Annotated in this window: 9 protein-coding genes, 2 tRNA genes, 6 rRNA genes and 1 pseudogene; 8 read left to right on the top strand and 10 right to left on the bottom strand. The window is 59.8% G+C overall.

The features are described 5' to 3' along the window. Nucleotides 1-10: 10 nt before the first annotated feature. The 5 genes from MasN3_RS05080 (at nucleotide 11) to MasN3_RS05060 (ending at nucleotide 4795) form a co-directional block, all read left to right on the top strand. Nucleotides 11-1528, top strand: coding sequence for a YifB family Mg chelatase-like AAA ATPase (locus tag MasN3_RS05080; protein ID WP_281912790.1), 1518 nt, complete (start codon nucleotides 11-13; stop codon nucleotides 1526-1528). Between the two features lie 45 nt (nucleotides 1529-1573). Then, entirely contained in the window at nucleotides 1574-2086 is a 513-nt protein-coding gene (locus MasN3_RS05075) for a hypothetical protein (protein ID WP_281912789.1), read from the top strand. Then, a complete protein-coding gene (locus MasN3_RS05070) occupies nucleotides 2086-2820 on the top strand; it encodes an ABC transporter ATP-binding protein (RefSeq protein WP_281912788.1) in 735 nt (244 codons plus the stop codon). Before MasN3_RS05075 ends, MasN3_RS05070 begins: the two co-directional genes overlap by 1 nt. A gap of 10 nt (nucleotides 2821-2830) precedes the next feature. Continuing rightward, a complete protein-coding gene (locus MasN3_RS05065; protein ID WP_281912787.1) occupies nucleotides 2831-4381 on the top strand; it encodes a hypothetical protein in 1551 nt (516 codons plus the stop codon). 72 nt (nucleotides 4382-4453) lie between these two features. Next, entirely contained in the window at nucleotides 4454-4795 is a 342-nt protein-coding gene (locus MasN3_RS05060) for a DUF1840 domain-containing protein (protein WP_281912786.1), read from the top strand. Between the two features lie 130 nt (nucleotides 4796-4925). On the opposite strand, the gene rrf (MasN3_RS05055) is transcribed toward MasN3_RS05060, so the two are convergent. The 5 genes and pseudogenes from rrf (MasN3_RS05055) to MasN3_RS05035 form a co-directional block, all read right to left on the bottom strand. Next, nucleotides 4926-5038: ribosomal RNA gene (rrf, locus tag MasN3_RS05055) — 5S ribosomal RNA — on the bottom strand. Between the two features lie 137 nt (nucleotides 5039-5175). After that, nucleotides 5176-8050 (bottom strand): 23S ribosomal RNA (locus MasN3_RS05050). 260 nt (nucleotides 8051-8310) lie between these two features. After that, a 16S ribosomal RNA gene (locus MasN3_RS05045) occupies nucleotides 8311-9841 on the bottom strand. Together the 16S, 23S and 5S rRNA genes form the textbook arrangement of a ribosomal RNA operon. Before the next feature lie 437 nt (nucleotides 9842-10278). Further along, nucleotides 10279-12725 (bottom strand): annotated as a pseudogene (locus MasN3_RS05040) (penicillin acylase family protein). Next, complete coding sequence (locus tag MasN3_RS05035; protein WP_281912785.1) at nucleotides 12635-14278, bottom strand: DUF418 domain-containing protein; 1644 nt, start codon at nucleotides 14276-14278, stop codon at nucleotides 12635-12637. The pseudogene MasN3_RS05040 and the gene MasN3_RS05035 overlap by 91 nt, the downstream one beginning before the upstream one ends. A gap of 183 nt (nucleotides 14279-14461) precedes the next feature. Between MasN3_RS05035 and MasN3_RS05030 the strand changes: the two genes are divergently transcribed. Beyond that, nucleotides 14462-14923, top strand: coding sequence for a MarR family winged helix-turn-helix transcriptional regulator (locus tag MasN3_RS05030; protein WP_281914438.1), 462 nt, complete (start codon nucleotides 14462-14464; stop codon nucleotides 14921-14923). Nucleotides 14924-14984: 61 nt separating this feature from the next. Here MasN3_RS05030 and rrf (MasN3_RS05025) read toward each other — a convergent pair. From rrf (MasN3_RS05025) to MasN3_RS05005, 5 genes are all read right to left on the bottom strand, one after another. Next, nucleotides 14985-15097: ribosomal RNA gene (rrf, locus tag MasN3_RS05025) — 5S ribosomal RNA — on the bottom strand. Nucleotides 15098-15234: 137 nt separating this feature from the next. Further along, nucleotides 15235-18109, bottom strand: a 23S ribosomal RNA gene (locus MasN3_RS05020). A gap of 222 nt (nucleotides 18110-18331) precedes the next feature. Then, nucleotides 18332-18407, bottom strand: a tRNA-Ala gene (locus MasN3_RS05015). Nucleotides 18408-18410: 3 nt separating this feature from the next. Further along, nucleotides 18411-18487 (bottom strand) — tRNA-Ile (locus MasN3_RS05010). 82 nt (nucleotides 18488-18569) lie between these two features. Further along, nucleotides 18570-20100, bottom strand: a 16S ribosomal RNA gene (locus tag MasN3_RS05005). Between the two features lie 442 nt (nucleotides 20101-20542). Here MasN3_RS05005 and cobT point away from each other — a divergent pair. Both cobT and MasN3_RS04995 read left to right on the top strand, forming a co-directional pair. Beyond that, nucleotides 20543-21577, top strand: coding sequence for a nicotinate-nucleotide--dimethylbenzimidazole phosphoribosyltransferase (cobT, locus tag MasN3_RS05000; RefSeq protein WP_281912784.1), 1035 nt, complete (start codon nucleotides 20543-20545; stop codon nucleotides 21575-21577). A gap of 5 nt (nucleotides 21578-21582) precedes the next feature. Then, entirely contained in the window at nucleotides 21583-22362 is a 780-nt protein-coding gene (locus tag MasN3_RS04995; protein ID WP_281912782.1) for an adenosylcobinamide-GDP ribazoletransferase, read from the top strand. The last annotated feature ends 3 nt before the right edge of the window (nucleotides 22363-22365 follow it).

Here is a 22365-nt window from a genome sequence, read left to right as displayed (position 1 = left end):
CAGGAAGCCCATGAGCCTTGCAGTGTTACGAAGCCGCGCCCTCGCCGGCATGGCCGCGCCCGCAGTCAACGTCGAAGTCCACCTGGCCAACGGCCTCCCCGCCTTCACCATCGTCGGCCTGCCCGATGCCGAGGTGCGCGAAGCCAAGGACCGCGTGCGCGCGGCGCTGCAGAACTCGGGCTTTACCATTCCCCCGCGCCGCATCACCGTCAACCTGGCGCCGGCCGACCTGCCAAAAGAATCTGGCCGCTTCGACCTGGCGATCGCACTCGGCATCCTGGCGGCGTCGCAACAGATCCCGGTCGAGGCGCTGGCGCGCTACGAGTTTGCCGGCGAGCTGTCGCTGTCCGGCGAACTGCGGCCCATCCGCGGCGCGCTGGCCATGAGCTTCGCCATGCGGCGCGAGAGCAAGGACCAGGCGCGCGCCTTCATCCTGCCGCTCGACAATGCCGCCGAGGCCGCGCTGGTGAGCGGGGCCGCGATCTACCCGGCGCGCACCCTGCTCGAGGCCTGCGCCCACTTCGTGCGCGGCGCCGGCCATGCGCCGCTGGCGCGCCACCACGGCCAGGCGCCGGCGATCGCCGTCGACTATCCGGACTTCGCCGAAGTGAAGGGCCAGCAGAGCGCCAAGCGCGCGCTCGAGGTGGCGGCGGCGGGGACGCATTCGGTCCTGCTGATCGGGCCGCCGGGCGCGGGAAAGAGCATGCTGGCGTCGCGCTTTTCCGGCCTGCTGCCGCCGATGAGCGAGGACGAAGCGCTGGAGTCGGCCGCGGTGCAATCGATCGCCGGCAGCTTCTCGCCGCAGCGCTGGGGCCGGCGGCCATTTCGCAGCCCGCACCACAGCGCATCGAGCGTCGCCCTGGTGGGCGGCGGCAGCCCGCCGCGGCCCGGCGAAGTCTCGCTGGCCCACCACGGCGTGCTGTTCCTCGACGAATTGCCGGAATTCGACCGCCGCGTGCTGGAAGTGCTGCGCGAGCCGCTCGAATCGGGCCAGATCACGATCTCGCGCGCCGCGCACCAGGCCGACTTCCCGGCGCGCTTCCAGCTGGTGGCGGCGATGAACCCCTGCCCCTGCGGCTGGCTCGGGCACGTGTCCGGCAAATGCCGCTGCACCCCCGAAGCCGCGCAGCGCTACCAGGACCGCGTCTCCGGTCCCCTGCTCGACCGCATCGATATCCAGCTGGCGGTGGCGGCCATGCCGCCGGAGAGCATCGGCGCCCAGGCCGAGGGCGAGGGCAGCGCCGCGATCGCCGCACGAGTGGCGCAGGCGCATGCGCTACAGCTGGCGCGCCAGGGCAAGCCGAACCAGACCCTGGCGCCGCGCGAGATCGACCGCTACTGCCGCCCGGATGCCGCCGGCGAGCGCCTGCTGCGCGCCGCGATGCAGCAATTGCACTGGTCGGCGCGCGCCTACCATCGCGTGCTCAAGGTGGCGCGCACGGTTGCCGACCTGGGAGGCGCCCAAGGTGTGGCGGCCGAGCATATCGCGGAAGCGATCCAGTACCGGCGCGCGCTCAGGGAGCACTGAAGGCGGGGTATATCCGCAAGCCACGCCTCCTGTTACCATCGTGGCATGCACATCAAACAACTGGTCCTCGCTTCGCTGTCCGCGGTGCTGCTCGCGGGCTGCTCGCCTACCTATAACTGGCGCGACTACACCAGCGCCGAAGGCGCCTACAAGGTGCTGTTCCCGGCCAAGCCGGCGACCCACACCCGCGGCATCGACCTGGGCGGCATCAAGGTCGACATGACGATGACGGCCGCCGAAGTGGAGGGCACCACATTCGCCGTCGGCACCGCGGTGGCGCCGGATGCCGCCCTGGCCCAGGCTACCCTGCCCGCAATGCGCCAGGCCCTGCTGCGCAATATCGGGGCCGGCGATGCCGCCGAACAGAACGGCGCGGCGCCCGCTGGCGGGGCGCTGGACGTCGATGCGGTCGGCAAGGGCAACAGCGGACCGGTGCGCCTGGTCGGGCGCTTCGTCGCCAAAGGCACGCGCGTCTACCAGGTGATCGTGGTGGGCACGCCGGGCGCGATGCCGCCCGAGCACACCGAGCAGTTCCTGTCTTCGTTCAAGCCGCAATGATGGCGCACGCTGCTCCGGCCCTGCGCACGGGCGGCCTGTGCAAGTCCTTCGGGCGTCCGGCGGTCGACGGGCTGGACCTGGAGGTGCGGCGCGGCGAGCTGTACGCGCTGCTCGGCCCGAACGGCGCCGGGAAGACCACGACGCTGCGCATGGTGACCGGACTGGTGGCGCCGGATGCCGGCCGCATCGAGGTGCTCGGCGTCGACCTGGCGCAAGCGCCGCAGGAAGCCAAGCGCAAGATGGCTTATCTCCCCGATGACCCCATGTTGTACGGGAAGCTCAAGCCCACCGAATACCTCGAGTTCGTGGCCGGCCTGTGGGGCGTGGAGGCGCGCGCTGCCGAGCCGCGCGCACGCGAACTGCTCGACTGGCTCGAGCTGAGCCCGCATGCGCACGAACTGACGGAAGGCTTTTCGCGCGGGATGAAGCAGAAGCTGGCGCTGGCCGGCTCGCTGATCCACGAACCCGAATTGCTCATCCTCGACGAACCGCTGACCGGGCTCGACGCGGCCGCCGCGCGCCAGGTGAAGGATCTGCTGCTGTCGCATGTGGCCAAGGGCGGCACCGTCATCCTCACCACCCACATCCTCGAGGTGGCGGAACGGCTGGCGCAGCGCATCGGGATCATCCGCGAGGGCTGCCTGATCGCGGAAGGCACGCTGGCCGAACTGCGCGAGCGCACCAGCGGCGGCAGCCTCGAGGACGTGTTCCTGCAGCTGACCGCGCAGCCATGAGCGCATGCTTATGAGTGCACAAGCGGGCAGCATCCCCTGGCTGTTCCGCCACGAGCTGCGGCTCATGTGGTTCAGCGCGGGCTTCTCCAAGTCGCAGAAGTCACAACGGCGCCCCGGGCTGGCCGGACTCGCCTTGATCGGACTGGCCTGGCTGGCGCTGCATGCGATCGCCTGGTTGATCGTGTCGCGCACGGCCGCCATCGATCCGCGCGACCCGCGGGTGCTGGTCGCGCTGAGCGCGCTGCTGTACGGCAGCATGACCTTCATGCTCTCCAGCGCCCTGAAGTCGAGCGTGCAGGTGCTGTTCGAGCGGGGCGACCTCGACCTGCTGCTGTCATCGCCCCTGCCCTCGCACAGCATCTTCACGGTACGCCTCGGCACGGTCGCCGCGGGTACCGCCGCCCTCTACCTGTTCTTCCTGGCGCCTTTCGCCCATACGGGCGCACTGCTCGGCCAGGTCGGCTGGCTTGCCGTCTATCCGGTCCTGCTGGGGACCGCGACGTTTGTGGCCTGCGCCGCCATGCTGCTCACGCTCGGGCTGGTGCGGCTGATCGGCGCACGGCGCACGCGCATCGTCGCGCAGGTGATCGGCGCCCTGGCCGGTGCGCTCATCTTCATCCTGTCCCAGCTGTTCGCCAATCTGTCGCGCTCGATGGAGAGGCGCGCCGCGGCCGCGTTTGCGCGTGCCTTTGCCGAGGACGGTCCGCTGGGTGCCGGCAGTCCGGTATGGCTACCGGGCCGTGCACTGTTGGGCGAGCCGCTGCCCGTGCTGGGCATCGTGGCTGTGGCGACGGCCGCTTTCCTGTTCACCGCGGCACGGGCACACCGCTTCTTCGTCCATGGCCTGCAGCAGGCCGCGTCCGCCAGCCGCGCGGCGCGCCGGCCCGCGGGCGGGCTGCGTTTCCGCTTCGGCCGCGGCCTGTTCATGACGATGCTGCTCAAGGAATGGCGCCTGATCCTGCGCGATCCCCAGCTCATCTCGCATGTCGCGCTGCAGCTGATCTATCTGCTGCCGCTGTTCTTCATCATCTTCAAACGCAGCGAGGTGCAATTGCCGGCGCTGGCGGCCGGCCTGACGCTGCTGTGCAGTTCACTGACGGCCTCCCCGGCCTGGGTTACCGTATCGGCGGAAGACGCCCCCGACCTGTTGCGCCTCTCGCCCGCACCGCAAGTGACGGTGCGCAATGCCAAGCTGGCGGCGGCGGTGTTGCCCTGCCTGTTCCTGGTGCTGGGGCCACTGGCATGGCTGGTCGTGCGTGCGCCACTCGCCGGAATGGGCGCGGCCGGGGCCGTGATCGGCGCAGTGTGCGCGGCGGCCGTGATCATGCACTGGTGCGGCCGGCCGGGTTTGCGCAGCGATTACGTGGCACGGGGGAAAGGTGACTTCCTGAGCTCGATCCTCGGGGCGTTCAACAGCCTGTCCTGGGGCGCCCTGGCCTGGTCCCTGGCGTCGATCGCAGCCGGCCCGTCCGATCGGACCATCGTCGCTGCATGCTTTGCGGCCTTGGGTGCATTGGCAACGCTGGGCGTATCCTGGCTCTTGCGTCGGCCACGCCCTTAAGTGCGTGCGCGGGCTGAAAGCATTTCCAAGTCGTGTTATCGTTTAATCACTATCAAATCAATGGGCACAGCTATGTTGATTACATTTAAATGCAAATCCTATCCTGAGGTTCTGATGTACCAGGAACATGCCAAACGTATCCTGGACCTGCTACACAAGGATACGGAACGCGGCGTCATCACCGCGGAAGAAGCGCCTCGCGCAGTCGCGCTGCTCGAGGGCGAAATCGAGGAAAGCCGCAAGCACCAGATTTCGGAACAGGTCGAACGCGACGTGCAAGCCCACCATGGCGACACCGAGGACAACGAGCACGAACCGATTGAAGTCGTGACCTTCTCGACGCGCGCCTTCCCGCTGCTGGAAATGCTGCGCTCTGCCCGCGACCAGCATACCGACGTTCTTTGGGGCGTGTAGCGCTGTCGCGGCAGGTCGATGAGCGGGGCGTCAGCTCCGCTTTTTTACGTCTGCCCGACGTGCCTGCCGCGCGCGCAGAAACGCAAAAAGCCCGCTCAATATCAACTGAGCGGGCTTTGCTTTATAACTAGCCTGACGATAACCTACTTTCACACTGGTTGCAGCACTATCATCGGCGCAAAGTCGTTTCACGGTCCTGTTCGGGATGGGAAGGGGTGGGACCGACTTGCTATGGTCATCAGGCTTTGACTTGTCGTGAGATTTGACCACATGGTCAAACTTCACCAATCCGGAAGAAGCAAGTTCTTGTTGTTCTTGGGGTAGCAGTATCAACAAACTGCAGCTGTATTCTTGACTTGTCTATAGCCTACCAAGGTTATAGGGACAAGCCGTACGGGCAATTAGTACTGGTTAGCTTAATGCATTACTGCACTTCCACACCCAGCCTATCAACGTCCTGGTCTCGAACGACCCTTCAAGGAGCTCAAGGCTCCGGGAAATCTCATCTTAAGGCAAGTTTCCCGCTTAGATGCTTTCAGCGGTTATCTCTTCCGAACTTAGCTACCCGGCAATGCCACTGGCGTGACAACCGGTACACCAGAGGTTCGTCCACTCCGGTCCTCTCGTACTAGGAGCAGCCCCCTTCAAATTTCCAACGCCCACGGCAGATAGGGACCAAACTGTCTCACGACGTTTTAAACCCAGCTCACGTACCACTTTAAATGGCGAACAGCCATACCCTTGGGACCGGCTACAGCCCCAGGATGTGATGAGCCGACATCGAGGTGCCAAACTCCCCCGTCGATATGAACTCTTGGGAGGAATCAGCCTGTTATCCCCAGAGTACCTTTTATCCGTTGAGCGATGGCCCTTCCATACAGAACCACCGGATCACTATGTCCTACTTTCGTACCTGCTCGACTTGTCGGTCTCGCAGTTAAGCACGCTTATGCCATTGCACTATTAGCACGATGTCCGACCGTACCTAGCGTACCTTCGAACTCCTCCGTTACACTTTAGGAGGAGACCGCCCCAGTCAAACTGCCTACCATGCACTGTCCCCGATCCGGATAACGGACCAAGGTTAGAACCTCAAACAAACCAGGGTGGTATTTCAAGGATGGCTCCACGGGAACTGGCGTCCCCGCTTCAAAGCCTCCCACCTATCCTACACAGATTGGTTCAAAGTCCAATGCAAAGCTACAGTAAAGGTTCATGGGGTCTTTCCGTCTAGCCGCGGGTAGATTGCATCATCACAAACATTTCAACTTCGCTGAGTCTCGGGAGGAGACAGTGTGGCCATCGTTACGCCATTCGTGCAGGTCGGAACTTACCCGACAAGGAATTTCGCTACCTTAGGACCGTTATAGTTACGGCCGCCGTTTACTGGGACTTCAATCAAGAGCTTGCACCCCATCATTTAATCTTCCAGCACCGGGCAGGCGTCACACCCTATACGTCCACTTTCGTGTTTGCAGAGTGCTGTGTTTTTATTAAACAGTCGCAGCCACCAGTTTATTGCAACCCTTTCACCCTTCCACAGTAAAGTGGTCAAGCTACCGGGGCGTACCTTATCCCGAAGTTACGGTACCAATTTGCCGAGTTCCTTCTCCCGAGTTCTCTCAAGCGCCTTAGAATACTCATCTCGCCCACCTGTGTCGGTTTGCGGTACGGTCTCGTATGACTGAAGCTTAGAGGCTTTTCTTGGAACCACTTCCGATTGCTTCGCACCACATGGGTGCCCGTCCCAGTCCCTTGAATCCTGCGCCCGGATTTGCCTAAGCGCCTTCTATGAACCAGAAACCAGCTATTCCAACAGCTGGACAACCTTCCGCGATCCGTCCCCCCATCGCATCATACGACGGTGCAGGAATATTAACCTGCTTCCCATCAGCTACGCATCTCTGCCTCGCCTTAGGGGCCGACTCACCCTGCTCCGATGAACGTTGAACAGGAAACCTTGGGCTTACGGCGTGCGGGCTTTTCACCCGCATTATCGCTACTCATGTCAGCATTCGCACTTCTGATACCTCCAGCATCCTTCACAAGACACCTTCGCAGGCTTACAGAACGCTCTCCTACCATATGTCAAAGACATATCCGCAGCTTCGGTGACTGGCTTAGCCCCGTTACATCTTCCGCGCAGGACGACTCGATCAGTGAGCTATTACGCTTTCTTTAAATGGTGGCTGCTTCTAAGCCAACATCCTGACTGTTTTAGCCTTCCCACTTCGTTTTCCACTTAGCCAATCTTTGGGACCTTAGCTGGCGGTCTGGGTTGTTTCCCTCTTGACGCCGGACGTTAGCACCCGACGTCTGTCTCCCAAGCTCGCACTCATCGGTATTCGGAGTTTGCAATGGTTTGGTAAGTCGCAATGACCCCCTAGCCATAACAGTGCTCTACCCCCGATGGTGATACTTGAGGCACTACCTAAATAGTTTTCGGAGAGAACCAGCTATTTCCAGGTTTGTTTAGCCTTTCACCCCTACCCACAGCTCATCCCCTAATTTTTCAACATTAGTGGGTTCGGACCTCCAGGGCGTGTTACCGCACCTTCATCCTGGCCATGGGTAGATCACCTGGTTTCGGGTCTACACCCAGCGACTGTCGCCCTGTTCGGACTCGATTTCTCTACGGCTCCCCTATTCGGTTAACCTCGCCACTGAATGTAAGTCGCTGACCCATTATACAAAAGGTACGCCGTCACCCCATAAAGAGGCTCCGACTGTTTGTATGCACACGGTTTCAGGATCTATTTCACTCCCCTCCCGGGGTTCTTTTCGCCTTTCCCTCACGGTACTGGTTCACTATCGGTCGATTACGAGTATTTAGCCTTGGAGGATGGTCCCCCCATGTTCAGACAGGATTTCTCGTGTCCCGCCCTACTTGTCGTACGCTTAGTACCACCGTCTGAATTTCGTGTACGGGGCTATCACCCGCTATGGCCAACATTTCCAGGTTGTTCCACTATTCAATCGACTATCACGTACAGGCTCTTCCCATTTCGCTCGCCACTACTTTGGGAATCTCGGTTGATTTCTTTTCCTGCAGCTACTTAGATGTTTCAGTTCGCCGCGTTCGCTTTGCATACCTATGTATTCAGTATGCAATGACCCAAAGGGCCGGGTTTCCCCATTCGGAAATCTGCGGATCAAAGTGTGTTTGCTCACTCCCCGCAGCTTATCGCAAGCTACTACGTCCTTCATCGCCTGTAATCGCCAAGGCATCCACCATGTGCACTTATTCGCTTGTCCCTATAACGTTGGCCCCTCATGAGTTAAGGGATCGTCATAGAAATCAAGAGTACAGCTCATTGCATGTTTGTTGATACTTGATTACTACCCTAAGTGTGCACTTTTACATGCACGCTTAAAAAAACTTTACTTCTTCCAGATTGTTAAAGAACGAGAACTACACTTATCGAAGACCAGGGCCTTGAATAAGCACAGTCCAGTCAACAGCCGATAAGTGTGAACGTTTGATGCTGAAGCTTTCGCTTCCGGTGCTACTCTAGAAAGGAGGTGATCCAGCCGCACCTTCCGATACGGCTACCTTGTTACGACTTCACCCCAGTCACGAATCCTACCGTGGTAAGCGCCCTCCTTGCGGTTAAGCTACCTACTTCTGGTAAAACCCGCTCCCATGGTGTGACGGGCGGTGTGTACAAGACCCGGGAACGTATTCACCGCGGCATGCTGATCCGCGATTACTAGCGATTCCAACTTCACGTAGTCGAGTTGCAGACTACGATCCGGACTACGATACACTTTCTGGGATTAGCTCCCCCTCGCGGGTTGGCGGCCCTCTGTATGTACCATTGTATGACGTGTGAAGCCCTACCCATAAGGGCCATGAGGACTTGACGTCATCCCCACCTTCCTCCGGTTTGTCACCGGCAGTCTCATTAGAGTGCTCTTGCGTAGCAACTAATGACAAGGGTTGCGCTCGTTGCGGGACTTAACCCAACATCTCACGACACGAGCTGACGACAGCCATGCAGCACCTGTGTGAAGGTTCCCTTTCGGGCACTCCCAAATCTCTTCAGGATTCCTTCCATGTCAAGGGTAGGTAAGGTTTTTCGCGTTGCATCGAATTAATCCACATCATCCACCGCTTGTGCGGGTCCCCGTCAATTCCTTTGAGTTTTAATCTTGCGACCGTACTCCCCAGGCGGTCTACTTCACGCGTTAGCTGCGTTACCAAGTTAATTAAAACCCGACAACTAGTAGACATCGTTTAGGGCGTGGACTACCAGGGTATCTAATCCTGTTTGCTCCCCACGCTTTCGTGCATGAGCGTCAATCTTGACCCAGGGGGCTGCCTTCGCCATCGGTGTTCCTCCACATCTCTACGCATTTCACTGCTACACGTGGAATTCTACCCCCCTCTGCCAGATTCAAGCCTTGCAGTCTCCAACGCAATTCCCAGGTTGAGCCCGGGGCTTTCACGTCAGACTTACAAAACCGCCTGCGCACGCTTTACGCCCAGTAATTCCGATTAACGCTTGCACCCTACGTATTACCGCGGCTGCTGGCACGTAGTTAGCCGGTGCTTATTCTTCAGGTACCGTCATTAGCCGAAGGTATTAGCCTCAGCCGTTTCTTCCCTGACAAAAGAGCTTTACAACCCGAAGGCCTTCTTCACTCACGCGGCATTGCTGGATCAGGCTTGCGCCCATTGTCCAAAATTCCCCACTGCTGCCTCCCGTAGGAGTCTGGACCGTGTCTCAGTTCCAGTGTGGCTGGTCGTCCTCTCAGACCAGCTACTGATCGTCGCCTTGGTAGGCCTTTACCCCACCAACTAGCTAATCAGACATCGGCCGCTCCAAAAGCATGAGGTCTTGCGATCCCCCACTTTCTTCCGTAGAACGTATGCGGTATTAGCGCAACTTTCGCTGCGTTATCCCCCACTTCTGGGTACGTTCCGATGTATTACTCACCCGTTCGCCACTCGCCACCAGACCGAAGTCCGTGCTGCCGTTCGACTTGCATGTGTAAAGCATGCCGCCAGCGTTCAATCTGAGCCAGGATCAAACTCTTCAGTTCAATCTCTGTTTGTCGAAATCGGTATTGCTACCGGTTTCGAAATCGATCCACTGGATCGATTTCGCTCACTCAAAATACTGACGAAACCTTCTTGCGAAGATTTACGTTTATTTCTTGTGAACATTTGATAATTTAAGTAATCACTGACCGAAGTCAGCGGCACCTTCATCAAACGCCCACACTTATCGACTGTTGATTGTTAAAGAACTGTGTTCTGTACTACCTTGCTGCACCTTACGAAGCGTTGTGTTCGTCAGCAGCAGAGAAGTGAGATTATGCAGTGTTTCGCTTAACTCGTCAACCCCTCGTTCGCTTCGTTTCTAGAATTTCTCTTGAGCTTGTCTTCGTAACCACTTGATTACGTTAACGTTTTTTTGCTCGAAACAAAGCGGACGCGAACTATAACAAAGCGCGCGACCACTTGCAAGCCCCTTTCTTCAAGGTGCCGGCAGCAGTTCGATGACTTGTCTCGCCGCCTTCTCCACAGCGTCGCGCGCGTACAGCAGCGGGAAGTACTTCCCCTCGGCCCAGGGCTGGGCGAGATCGCGGTAATGGGGGCTGGCCGGGTCGCCGGACTGGCCGGGCGTGTTGATCGCACGCGAGTTGTCCCAGTTGCCGACATCGAGCACCATGCGGAAGGATGGCCCGTGGGCCTGCCAGAAGCTGTCGGCGTGATAGCCCGACACGTTGACCGTATAGGCGCCACCGCCGCGCGGCAGCGGACCGACATTCACCCGGGTCCGTTCGGCCGGGTCGAGGATCGGCGTCATCGGATGCACGAAATGGCTGAAGTGCAGTTTGCCCCATTGCCAGCGCGCTGGATCCGGTCCCAGCAAGGCCTCCACTTCCGCCCACGCCCGCGCCAGGCTGGCGAGCAGGACCGCGTTACGCTTGCGGACCGCATCCGCGCCGAAGCGCTGCGTCGGGTTTGCCAGGGCCGCGAGCAGCACGCTCGCATGCGGCGCGTCGAAGCTCAGCGCCGCGGCCGGTGCGAGTACCGCTTCCTTGAAGGCCTGGCCGAGGTGGCGCGACCACCATACCTCGTACAGGGCCGCAGCTGCGGACGTGGCCTTCTCCTCGCCATCCCATGCGGACAGCAGCCGTAGCGCCGCCTGGGTCTTCCGGTCCGGCGACGACAGCGGCGCGAGCAGGGCTACCAGGCGGCGCGCGTTCAGCGATACCACGTCGTTCTGCAGGCGCTCCATGTCTTCCATGCTCGCCCTGGGCGTCGTCGACAAGACCTCCGTGATCCGCCGCGCGCGCGCATTGTCCGGCCATTCGAAGCCGAGCTTGTGCTCCCGGTAGGGGAAGCCGGCCGGCAGGTTCATCTCGTTGGCCGAGGCGAGCCAGCCCTGCTTCGGATTGAGCACATAGGGCAGCTGCGCGCCGTCGAGGAAGCCGTCCCATTCATATCGGCCATCCCCTGGGACCGGCATCAGGCCATCCCAGTTCGGACGCACCGGCGCCAGGCCGCCCACGACCCAGCCGATGTTCCCGGCCGTATCGGCATACACCTGGTTTTCGGTGGGCGCCCCCCCCAGCGTCGCATCGCGCGGCGGAATTGGGTAAAGTCCTGGGCCTTCATGTAGTCGATGCTGTCAAAGTAGGCAGCCATACCGGGCGCGCTCCACGCGGTGCGGACCGCCAGCGCGCGGCGCTTGCGGGCATCCTGGTGGATCACCGGACCGTGGCGGGTAAAGCGCAGTTCGACCGTGCGCGGGGGCCCGCCGCGCACCGCTACCTTCTCGCGCAGCACGCGGAAGTTCTCCCAGCGGCCCTGGTAGCGGTATTGCCGCGGATTGTCCGGGTTGACTTCGTAGACGTACAGGTCTTCCTGGTCGATGCTGAAGATGGTCAGCCCGAAAGCGACCTTGCCGTTATGGCCGATCGACACGCCGGGCAGCGCCGGCTCCCCTGCCCCGATGACGTCGAGGCCGGGGGCACTCAGGTGCACGATGTAGCGCAGCGAGGGCGCGCCATAGGCGCGGTGCGGATCGTTCGCCAGGATCGGGCGGCCAGTCGCGGTACACGACGATGCGAGCACCCAGTTGTTGCTGCCCTCGAGCGTCTCCTGGTTCGGGAACACGCGCGCTACCTGCAGCCTGCGCCGATCGAAGCGCACGTTCTCGGTGGCGCGCGTGAAGACCTCGAGGGCATCGTCGGGCAGGCAGGGGTCGAGCCCGTCGGGCACGCGGGTGCTCCATGCCGGCGACAGCTCGGCGCGCACGGCATCGGCCGCCAGGCCCGCGCTGCAGACGACGCGCGCACGGGCGACTTCCTGGGTCAGGTTGCGCGTCAGCCCATGGCTGCGGATGCGCACCACGTCTTCCGGGCGCCACTTTGCCGGCATGTAGCCGAGCTGGCGGAACTCGAAGGGCAGCAGCTCCGGCTTGCGCCCGATGTAATCGATGTAGGCGTTGATGCCGGCGACGAAGCGGGTGCTGGTCCTGTACGCATCCTTGCCGTAGGCGGCCCACTCCTGCGCCATGCCGCCGCGGTACAGGAACAGGCGCGCTGCCCGGTCCTGCTCCACGTAGGAAGGACCGAAGACCGAGGCCAACTCCCCCAGCCCGCGGCGGCGCCACAAATCGATCTGGAACAGGCGGTCGCGGGCGGCGTTGAAGCCCTGCACGAAGAAGGCGTCATCCTGGCTGGCCGCATAGATGTGCGGCACACCCCAGCGGTCCACCAGGATCCGGGCCGGCTGGCCGAGGCCGGCCACCTTCACCGGCTGTGCGGATACAGGGAGCGCGGTGCCCAGCAGCAGCGCCGCGCCGAGTCGGGCCAGCCCCCTCACGCCGGCGTCGCCACCGCAGGCACGGCGACCGGGGTCTTGATGCGCATCGGCGGGATCTGCCAGTAGGTGACCGCACGCCACAGCCATTCCATCGGACCATACCGGAAGCGCGACAGCCACACATGGCTGAACACGATCTGCACCACGACCAGCACGGCCACGAACAGCATCTGGTCAAGGCGCGAGATGCCCCAGTTGCCGAAACCGTAGCCGAAGAAGAAGGTCGAAGCGACCAACGACTGCGTCAGGTAGTTCGTCAGGGCCATGCGGCCGAATGGGGCCAGTACGCTCACCTTGTTCAAGGGCGACGCGCTGTAGAGCATCAGGATCACCAGGCTGACATAGCCGATCGATGCCGGCAGGTTACCCAGCATGTGCAGGCCGGAAGCCAGCTGGAAGCCGTCGGTGCCGCGCGAGCCCGGCACCGCATGCAGGGCGATCGCGGACCCCAGCAGGCCCATGCCGATGCCGACCGGCAGGCCGAACGTCGCCAGCTTGCGGAACAGCGGCAGGTGAGCCTGGGCCTTTTCCATGATGCCCGCGCGGACGAACCAGGTACCGATCAGGAACATCGCGATCAGGATGGTCGCGAAGCCGACCTGGCCCGGCGCGTCTTCGACGAACTGCCTGGCGCGCATGTTCACGGCCTCGCCGAAGCTCCCCTTGCTGAGCACCGTGGTCTCGCGCTGGATGCGCTCCTCGCGCTCCTTCCGGTTCTTCGCCCGTTCGGCTTCCTGTTCCTTCTGCTTCTTGGCTTGCTCCTTGGTGGCGGCGACGGGCGGCTTCTCGGGGAAGAAGTACATCGACGCGCCGGCGCCCGTCATCATGAGGAAGGAGAAGCAGTAGATGCCGACACCGATGCGCCATGGGCGCGCCGGCTTGTCGGCGTGGTAGCGCGTGGTGAGGACGCCGAGCGTGACCAAGGCGACGCCGAGCATCGGCAGGCCGAAGCGCGCCTGTGGCGGCGTGGCCGGCAGGAACCAGGTGACCGCGCCGCCGATCGCGGCAAGCACGCCGGCCAGCATCATGACGAATGCGATCACCGGCGGCTTGCCGATACGCGTCATGCGCTGTTCGCCGCGCAGCCACCATGCGACGAAGCCGAAGAAGGCCAGGCCGCCGCCGATGCCGAACAGCCAGTCCATGCGCGGGATGAAGCCGCCGCCGGCGCACAGGAGGAGCGCCAGCAGGATCCACTTGGCGCGCCCATACAGCACGATCAGGAGGGCCGTCGCGGCGACGGCATAGCTGAACAGGATGTCGCCTCCGAACAGGAAGATGTGGTGCAAGGCGCCGAAGACGGCCAGTGCGGCGATGCGGCGCATATAAGGCAGCAGGAAGCTGCGTCCGGCGCGCTGCGCCCTGGTGAGCATGACGGCGAATCCCATGCCGAACAGGAGGGAGAAAATGGTCCAGAATTTGCCGGTGACGGCATATTGGACGACATAGCTCACCCAGAAATTCGCGCCCGAGAGACCGCTCTGCATGCCGGATCCGAGCGAGGCGGTGGCCCGGTTGAAGAACTCGACGTTCATCAGGAGAATGCCGATCAGGGCAAAGCCGCGTACGACGTCGAGCGACTGGATGCGTTCGTCGTTCGCAACCGGCGTCAACGCCGCCGGCACAGCTGGTCTATCCATGGCCATCTCCCTCTGGTTGTCATCGGGTGATCGTATTCCAGAGCGCCCCCGGCAACCGCCCTCATGCGACGAAACGACGTAAATACGGGACGGAAGGCCATTTCAGCACCCGTTATTGATAGCGCATGGGGCCCGCTGGTCACCTCGCTTGCAACTAGCTTGTGTGCGATCTATATTGGATTGATGAAGAATTCTCCCGCATCCCCTTTTTCCGCCCCCGTCCTTGGCGAGCAACTCTGCTTTGCGCTGTACTCGACCTCACTGGCGATGATGCGCGTGTACCGCGGCCTGCTGCCCAAGCTTGGACTGACCTATCCGCAATATCTGGTCATGATGGTGTTGTGGGAGCAGGACGAGCTGACGGTGTCGGAAATCGGCGAGCGCCTTTTCCTGGATTCAGCGACCCTGACGCCGCTGCTGAAACGGATGGAAACGCAGGGCCTGCTGCAGCGGGCGCGCGCCCGCGCGGATGAACGGCAGGTCATCGTCTCTCTTACCGAACCGGGCCGGGCCTTGCGCCAGGATGCGGCAGCCTTGACGCCGGAGATCCTGTGCGCCACGAAATGCTCGGTGGACGAGATGACCCAGCTGCGTGACCAATTGGTCGACCTGCGCAAGAACCTGAACGATAGCGCCGGGGCGTGATCTGAAAATACAAAGCAAAAAACCCCACCAGGATCACCTGGTGGGGTTTTTCATATAACTAGCCTGACGATAACCTACTTTCACACTGGTTGCAGCACTATCATCGGCGCAAAGTCGTTTCACGGTCCTGTTCGGGATGGGAAGGGGTGGGACCGACTTGCTATGGTCATCAGGCTTTGACTTGTCGTGAGATTTGACCACATGGTCAAACTTCACCAATCCGGAAGAAGCAAGTTCTTGTTGTTCTTGGGGTAGCAGTATCAACAAACTGCAGCTGTATTCTTGACTTGTCTATAGCCTACCAAGGTTATAGGGACAAGCCGTACGGGCAATTAGTACTGGTTAGCTTAATGCATTACTGCACTTCCACACCCAGCCTATCAACGTCCTGGTCTCGAACGACCCTTCAAGGAGCTCAAGGCTCCGGGAAATCTCATCTTAAGGCAAGTTTCCCGCTTAGATGCTTTCAGCGGTTATCTCTTCCGAACTTAGCTACCCGGCAATGCCACTGGCGTGACAACCGGTACACCAGAGGTTCGTCCACTCCGGTCCTCTCGTACTAGGAGCAGCCCCCTTCAAATTTCCAACGCCCACGGCAGATAGGGACCAAACTGTCTCACGACGTTTTAAACCCAGCTCACGTACCACTTTAAATGGCGAACAGCCATACCCTTGGGACCGGCTACAGCCCCAGGATGTGATGAGCCGACATCGAGGTGCCAAACTCCCCCGTCGATATGAACTCTTGGGAGGAATCAGCCTGTTATCCCCAGAGTACCTTTTATCCGTTGAGCGATGGCCCTTCCATACAGAACCACCGGATCACTATGTCCTACTTTCGTACCTGCTCGACTTGTCGGTCTCGCAGTTAAGCACGCTTATGCCATTGCACTATTAGCACGATGTCCGACCGTACCTAGCGTACCTTCGAACTCCTCCGTTACACTTTAGGAGGAGACCGCCCCAGTCAAACTGCCTACCATGCACTGTCCCCGATCCGGATAACGGACCAAGGTTAGAACCTCAAACAAACCAGGGTGGTATTTCAAGGATGGCTCCACGGGAACTGGCGTCCCCGCTTCAAAGCCTCCCACCTATCCTACACAGATTGGTTCAAAGTCCAATGCAAAGCTACAGTAAAGGTTCATGGGGTCTTTCCGTCTAGCCGCGGGTAGATTGCATCATCACAAACATTTCAACTTCGCTGAGTCTCGGGAGGAGACAGTGTGGCCATCGTTACGCCATTCGTGCAGGTCGGAACTTACCCGACAAGGAATTTCGCTACCTTAGGACCGTTATAGTTACGGCCGCCGTTTACTGGGACTTCAATCAAGAGCTTGCACCCCATCATTTAATCTTCCAGCACCGGGCAGGCGTCACACCCTATACGTCCACTTTCGTGTTTGCAGAGTGCTGTGTTTTTATTAAACAGTCGCAGCCACCAGTTTATTGCAACCCTTTCACCCTTCCACAGTAAAGTGGTCAAGCTACCGGGGCGTACCTTATCCCGAAGTTACGGTACCAATTTGCCGAGTTCCTTCTCCCGAGTTCTCTCAAGCGCCTTAGAATACTCATCTCGCCCACCTGTGTCGGTTTGCGGTACGGTCTCGTATGACTGAAGCTTAGAGGCTTTTCTTGGAACCACTTCCGATTGCTTCGCACCACATGGGTGCCCGTCCCAGTCCCTTGAATCCTGCGCCCGGATTTGCCTAAGCGCCTTCTATGAACCAGAAACCAGCTATTCCAACAGCTGGACAACCTTCCGCGATCCGTCCCCCCATCGCATCATACGACGGTGCAGGAATATTAACCTGCTTCCCATCAGCTACGCATCTCTGCCTCGCCTTAGGGGCCGACTCACCCTGCTCCGATGAACGTTGAACAGGAAACCTTGGGCTTACGGCGTGCGGGCTTTTCACCCGCATTATCGCTACTCATGTCAGCATTCGCACTTCTGATACCTCCAGCATCCTTCACAAGACACCTTCGCAGGCTTACAGAACGCTCTCCTACCATATGTCAAAGACATATCCGCAGCTTCGGTGACTGGCTTAGCCCCGTTACATCTTCCGCGCAGGACGACTCGATCAGTGAGCTATTACGCTTTCTTTAAATGGTGGCTGCTTCTAAGCCAACATCCTGACTGTTTTAGCCTTCCCACTTCGTTTTCCACTTAGCCAATCTTTGGGACCTTAGCTGGCGGTCTGGGTTGTTTCCCTCTTGACGCCGGACGTTAGCACCCGACGTCTGTCTCCCAAGCTCGCACTCATCGGTATTCGGAGTTTGCAATGGTTTGGTAAGTCGCAATGACCCCCTAGCCATAACAGTGCTCTACCCCCGATGGTGATACTTGAGGCACTACCTAAATAGTTTTCGGAGAGAACCAGCTATTTCCAGGTTTGTTTAGCCTTTCACCCCTACCCACAGCTCATCCCCTAATTTTTCAACATTAGTGGGTTCGGACCTCCAGGGCGTGTTACCGCACCTTCATCCTGGCCATGGGTAGATCACCTGGTTTCGGGTCTACACCCAGCGACTGTCGCCCTGTTCGGACTCGATTTCTCTACGGCTCCCCTATTCGGTTAACCTCGCCACTGAATGTAAGTCGCTGACCCATTATACAAAAGGTACGCCGTCACCCCATCAAGAGGCTCCGACTGTTTGTATGCACACGGTTTCAGGATCTATTTCACTCCCCTCCCGGGGTTCTTTTCGCCTTTCCCTCACGGTACTGGTTCACTATCGGTCGATTACGAGTATTTAGCCTTGGAGGATGGTCCCCCCATGTTCAGACAGGATTTCTCGTGTCCCGCCCTACTTGTCGTACGCTTAGTACCACCGTCTGAATTTCGTGTACGGGGCTATCACCCGCTATGGCCAACATTTCCAGGTTGTTCCACTATTCAGTCGACTATCACGTACAGGCTCTTCCCATTTCGCTCGCCACTACTTTGGGAATCTCGGTTGATTTCTTTTCCTGCAGCTACTTAGATGTTTCAGTTCGCCGCGTTCGCTTTGCATACCTATGTATTCAGTATGCAATGACCCAAAGGGCCGGGTTTCCCCATTCGGAAATCTGCGGATCAAAGTGTGTTTGCTCACTCCCCGCAGCTTATCGCAAGCTACTACGTCCTTCATCGCCTGTAATCGCCAAGGCATCCACCATGTGCACTTATTCGCTTGTCCCTATAACGTTGGCCCCTCATGAGTTAAGGGATCGTCATAGAAATCAAGAGTACAGCTCATTGCATGTTTGTTGATACTTGATTACTACCCTAAGTGTGCTCGCTCATCGTTTCCGATTCGCTTACACGCTTAAAAAAACTTTACTTCTTCCAGATTGTTAAAGAACGAGAACTACACTTACCTAAAGCGCGGGCTTTACATAAATGCAGTCGAACAGGTAAATGGTGGAGGATGACGGGATCGAACCGACGACCCCCTGCTTGCAAAGCAGGTGCTCTCCCAGCTGAGCTAATCCCCCTTGTGGTGGGTCTGGTTGGATTCGAACCAACGACCCCCGCGTTATCAACACGGTGCTCTAACCGACTGAGCTACAGACCCAAACTGTTCTCGCTACTTAGTTCCAACAGCCGATAAGCGTAGGCGCTTGATGATGAGACCTTAGTCTCTGGTGCTACTCTAGAAAGGAGGTGATCCAGCCGCACCTTCCGATACGGCTACCTTGTTACGACTTCACCCCAGTCACGAATCCTACCGTGGTAAGCGCCCTCCTTGCGGTTAAGCTACCTACTTCTGGTAAAACCCGCTCCCATGGTGTGACGGGCGGTGTGTACAAGACCCGGGAACGTATTCACCGCGGCATGCTGATCCGCGATTACTAGCGATTCCAACTTCACGTAGTCGAGTTGCAGACTACGATCCGGACTACGATACACTTTCTGGGATTAGCTCCCCCTCGCGGGTTGGCGGCCCTCTGTATGTACCATTGTATGACGTGTGAAGCCCTACCCATAAGGGCCATGAGGACTTGACGTCATCCCCACCTTCCTCCGGTTTGTCACCGGCAGTCTCATTAGAGTGCTCTTGCGTAGCAACTAATGACAAGGGTTGCGCTCGTTGCGGGACTTAACCCAACATCTCACGACACGAGCTGACGACAGCCATGCAGCACCTGTGTGAAGGTTCCCTTTCGGGCACTCCCAAATCTCTTCAGGATTCCTTCCATGTCAAGGGTAGGTAAGGTTTTTCGCGTTGCATCGAATTAATCCACATCATCCACCGCTTGTGCGGGTCCCCGTCAATTCCTTTGAGTTTTAATCTTGCGACCGTACTCCCCAGGCGGTCTACTTCACGCGTTAGCTGCGTTACCAAGTTAATTAAAACCCGACAACTAGTAGACATCGTTTAGGGCGTGGACTACCAGGGTATCTAATCCTGTTTGCTCCCCACGCTTTCGTGCATGAGCGTCAATCTTGACCCAGGGGGCTGCCTTCGCCATCGGTGTTCCTCCACATCTCTACGCATTTCACTGCTACACGTGGAATTCTACCCCCCTCTGCCAGATTCAAGCCTTGCAGTCTCCAACGCAATTCCCAGGTTGAGCCCGGGGCTTTCACGTCAGACTTACAAAACCGCCTGCGCACGCTTTACGCCCAGTAATTCCGATTAACGCTTGCACCCTACGTATTACCGCGGCTGCTGGCACGTAGTTAGCCGGTGCTTATTCTTCAGGTACCGTCATTAGCCGAAGGTATTAGCTTCAGCCGTTTCTTCCCTGACAAAAGAGCTTTACAACCCGAAGGCCTTCTTCACTCACGCGGCATTGCTGGATCAGGCTTGCGCCCATTGTCCAAAATTCCCCACTGCTGCCTCCCGTAGGAGTCTGGACCGTGTCTCAGTTCCAGTGTGGCTGGTCGTCCTCTCAGACCAGCTACTGATCGTCGCCTTGGTAGGCCTTTACCCCACCAACTAGCTAATCAGACATCGGCCGCTCCAAAAGCATGAGGTCTTGCGATCCCCCACTTTCTTCCGTAGAACGTATGCGGTATTAGCGCAACTTTCGCTGCGTTATCCCCCACTTCTGGGTACGTTCCGATGTATTACTCACCCGTTCGCCACTCGCCACCAGACCGAAGTCCGTGCTGCCGTTCGACTTGCATGTGTAAAGCATGCCGCCAGCGTTCAATCTGAGCCAGGATCAAACTCTTCAGTTCAATCTCTGTTTGTCGAGACCGGCATTGCTACCGGTTTCAAAATCGATCCACTGGATCGATTTCGCTCACTCAAAATACTGACCGTTACTCATTGCTGAGCAACGTATTTCTTTTTTGTGAACAATTTGATAATTTAAGTAATCACTGACCGAAGTCAGCGGCACCTTCATCAAACGCCCACACTTATCGACTGTTGATTGTTAAAGAACCGTTGTTCTGTTCTGCTATCGCTACGAAGCGTTGTGTTCGTCAGCAGCAGAGAAGCGAGATTATGCGGTGTTCTGCGTTTATCGTCAAGCCCCTCTTTTTTCTCTTTCGCTGTCGCTGCTTTGAAAGCTGCGATGTGCGTCGAAGAAACGAAACTATAGCAAAGCGCGGCGAGACTGACAACGCCTGCGACTATGTTATCGTCGCGTTTTTTCCACCAATTATCTTCCCGGCAATGCACCTCCCCCATATTACACCGACTGCCGATGCGGTTCTGTCGCAGGCACTGCTCGATGCCATCAATAACAAAACCAAACCGCTCGGCAGCCTGGGACGTCTCGAAACGCTGGCCACCCAGCTCGGCCTGATCCAGGGCACGACGCATATCCGCATCGCGGATCCCGCCATCCTGGTATTTGCGGGCGACCATGGCGTCGTCGCGGAGGGCGTCTCTGCCTACCCGCAGGACGTGACCTGGCAAATGGTCGAGAACTTCCTGGGCGACGGCGCCGCCATCAACGTGTTCGCGCGCCAGAACGGCTGCGCACTGCATGTGGTCGACGCCGGCGTCAACCACGACTTCGGCGCGCGCCCCGGCCTGCTCGACCGCAAGCTCGCGAAAGGCACGCGCAACTTCGCCACCGAGCCGGCGATGTCGCGCCAGCAGCTCGAGGTCGCGCTGGAGCACGGCATGGCCCTGGCGCGCGATCTGCCCGGCACCGTGGTCGGCTTCGGCGAGATGGGCATCGGGAATACGACTGCCGCCGCGGCCATCATGCACAAGCTGACCGGACTGCCGCTGGAGCAATGCGTCGGCGCCGGCACGGGCTTGCCGCCGGACGGCGTCCGGCGCAAGCAGCAGGTTATCGCCGCCGCCGTGCAACAACATGCCGGGGCCGACGATCCGCTCGACGTGCTGGCCACCTTCGGCGGTTTCGAGATCGCCATGATGACGGGTGCGATGCTCAAGGCGGCCGAGCTGCGCAAGGTGCTGCTGATCGACGGCTTCATCGTCACCAGCGCCCTGCTGGTGGCAAGCCGCCTGCAGCCCGCGATCCTCGATTACTGCGTCTTCGCCCACGCGTCGAGCGAAAACGGTCATCGCCTGATGCTTGACGCCCTCGGCGCCGAGCCGCTGCTGGAGCTCGGCCTGCGCCTGGGCGAAGGCACCGGCAGCGCACTCGCCCTGCCCCTGCTGCATGCCGCCACCAACTTCCTGAACGAGATGGCGACCTTCGCCTCGGCCCAGGTCAGCACCGGCGCAAAGTAAGCACCATGCGGCAGCTGCGCCTGTTCTTCATCGCGGTCCAGTTCTTCACGCGCCTGCCGATCCCGCGCTGGGTCGGCTTCGAGCAGGAGTGGCTGCATCATGCGTCGCGCTACTTCCCGCTGGTCGGCCTCGTGGTGGGCGCGATCGCCGCCGGCGTATACGCGGCGGCGGCGCTGGTCCTTCCCGCCCCGGTGGCCGCGGTCCTCTCGACCGCGGCCACCATCTATGCCACCGGCGCCTTCCACGAAGACGGTTTCGCCGACACCTGCGATGGACTCGGCGGCGGCATGACGCGCGAACGCGTGCTCGAGATCATGAAGGACCCGCGGGTTGGCGCCTACGGCGCCATCGGCGTCGTGTGCATGCTCGGGGCGAAGTGCAGCGCATTGGCGATGCTGCCGCCAAGCAGCGCCATCGGCGCCCTGCTGCTCGCCCATCCACTGTCGCGTCTTGCGGCCACCTCGCTCATCTGGCGCATGGAATATGCGCGCGCCGAAGGCAAGGCCAAGCCGCTGGCCGAGCGCATGACGACGGCCGAGTTCACGATCGCCGCCGCAACCGTCGCCCTCGCCGCCGCCATCCTGTTGATGACCGATGCGCTCGACCTGCGCGCCCTGCTTGCCGCGCTCGTGGCCAGCATCGCGGCGACCTGGTGGCTGGCCCGCAAGTTCGCGCGCCGCATCGGCGGCTATACCGGCGACTGCCTCGGCGCCGTGCAGCAGCTGGCCGAAGTCGCCATCTACCTCGCCGTGCTGGCTACGCTTGGCCACGGTGCCCTCGCATAAGCG

It is taken from the genome of Massilia varians (assembly GCF_027923905.1).
GTDB classification, from domain to species: Bacteria; Pseudomonadota; Gammaproteobacteria; order Burkholderiales; family Burkholderiaceae_D; genus Telluria; species Telluria varians_B.
Note: the sequence above shows the minus strand (reverse complement) of the source record. Positions and strands in the feature narration are given on the sequence as shown.

Bases quoted from the DNA above. Each gene is read 5' to 3' on its own strand.
- MasN3_RS05080 (WP_281912790.1), top strand. From the start codon at position 11: ATGAGCCTTGCAGTGTTACGAAGCCGCGCCCTCGCCGGCATGGCCGCG.
- MasN3_RS05075 (WP_281912789.1), top strand. From the start codon at position 1,574: ATGCACATCAAACAACTGGTCCTCGCTTCGCTGTCCGCGGTGCTGCTC.
- MasN3_RS05070 (WP_281912788.1), top strand. From the start codon at position 2,086: ATGGCGCACGCTGCTCCGGCCCTGCGCACGGGCGGCCTGTGCAAGTCC.
- MasN3_RS05065 (WP_281912787.1), top strand. From the start codon at position 2,831: ATGAGTGCACAAGCGGGCAGCATCCCCTGGCTGTTCCGCCACGAGCTG.
- MasN3_RS05060 (WP_281912786.1), top strand. From the start codon at position 4,454: ATGTTGATTACATTTAAATGCAAATCCTATCCTGAGGTTCTGATGTAC.
- MasN3_RS05035 (WP_281912785.1), bottom strand. From the start codon at position 14,278: ATGGATAGACCAGCTGTGCCGGCGGCGTTGACGCCGGTTGCGAACGAC.
- MasN3_RS05030 (WP_281914438.1), top strand. From the start codon at position 14,462: ATGAAGAATTCTCCCGCATCCCCTTTTTCCGCCCCCGTCCTTGGCGAG.
- cobT (WP_281912784.1), top strand. From the start codon at position 20,543: ATGCACCTCCCCCATATTACACCGACTGCCGATGCGGTTCTGTCGCAG.
- MasN3_RS04995 (WP_281912782.1), top strand. From the start codon at position 21,583: ATGCGGCAGCTGCGCCTGTTCTTCATCGCGGTCCAGTTCTTCACGCGC.